The sequence below is a fragment of the Vibrio sp. SG41-7 genome (assembly GCF_014164465.1).
GTDB lineage: Bacteria > Pseudomonadota > Gammaproteobacteria > Enterobacterales > Vibrionaceae > Vibrio > Vibrio splendidus.
Genome location: NZ_JACJFF010000284.1, coordinates 1 through 1,368 on the forward strand (window position 1 = coordinate 1; position 1,368 = coordinate 1,368).

1 protein-coding gene is annotated in these 1,368 nt (G+C 45.0%); it reads left to right on the plus strand.

Annotated elements, in window-relative coordinates:
* Positions 1–63: 63 nt before the first annotated feature.
* Positions 64–1,368, plus strand: a 1,305-nt coding sequence (locus H5300_RS26675) for an IS4 family transposase (protein WP_182797353.1), incomplete at its 3' end; no start/stop codon positions are given.

Sequence of the window (1,368 nt, forward strand, 5' to 3'; positions counted from 1 at the left end):
TTTTTTTGAACTATTTTTAGGTTTCATGATCTGATCATCTAAGCAATGACAAGGATGATTATCATGACCTATATAGAGCCAACCCTTTGGGCACAAAAACAGTTCGGTCAAGCCCACCTTAATGACCCTAGACGCACTCAAAGACTCGTTGCTCTCGCAGCCTCACTGGCCGAGCAACCTGGCGTACCTGTCTCGAAACTCATTATCTCCCCTGCTGAAATGGAAGGGGCTTATCGCTTCATCCGTAATGAGCAAATCAAAGCAGAAGATATCGCAGAAGCGGGTTTTTATGTCACCGCACAAGAAGCATTAGAGCAACAAACACTTCTTGCCTTAGAAGACACCACTTCTCTCAGTTACTCCCATCGCAGCATTCGAGATGAACTCGGGCACTCCAATCAAGGCAATCGACATCGCGCCATGTTCGTACACTCAACCTTACTTTTTGCTCCCGACACTCAATCTGTTATTGGTTTAATTGAACAACAGCGCTGGACTCGTGATATAGAAAAGCGAGGTCAAAGGCACCAGCATGCGACTCGACCATACAAAGAGAAAGAAAGTTATAAGTGGGAACAAGCCTCTCGCCATGTCGCTGAGCGACTTGGCGATAAAATTTCGGATGTCATTTCTGTGTGCGATAGAGAAGCCGACCTATTTGAATACCTCACTTACAAGCGAGAGCAACAACAAAGGTTCCTCGTTCGCTCAATGCAAAGCCGCTGTATTGAAGAGCATGATAATCGTCTTTATAGCTATGCCTCTACCCTGTTATCAGCCGGAGAGAAAGTGCTCGAAATACCGCAAAAAGGCGGTCGTAAAGCTCGCAAGGCTCATTTAGATATCAAATATGCCCCCGTGACACTCAAGTCTCCTGCTAACAAGAAAGAGTTCGATAACATTCCGCTTTACTACGTGGGATGTATAGAACAAGGAGAGAGTGGTAATAAGCTCGCATGGCACTTACTGACTTCAGAGCCGATAACGAGCAAGGAAGAGGCACTCAAAATCGTCAGTTATTATGAGCGGCGTTGGCTAATAGAAGATTTTCATAAAGTCTGGAAAAGTGAAGGGACTGAAGTTGAGCAACTGAGAATGCAAAGTAAGGATAACTTAGAAAGGCTCAGCGTCGTTTTGGCTTTTATCGCGACCCGGTTACTCCAGTTGAGGTTTATGAATGAATCAGACGAGTTATCTAAGAGCAGTTGTGAGCAGGTATTAAAAGGCAAAGCGTGGAAGTTAATGTGGCTCAAGTTGGAGAGCAAAAAACTACCGAAAGAAGCGCCTAATATATCATGGGCTTACAACGGTATTGCTCGGTTAGGTGGTTGGAAGAATACCAAGCGAACAGGTCGCGCTTCTATAAAG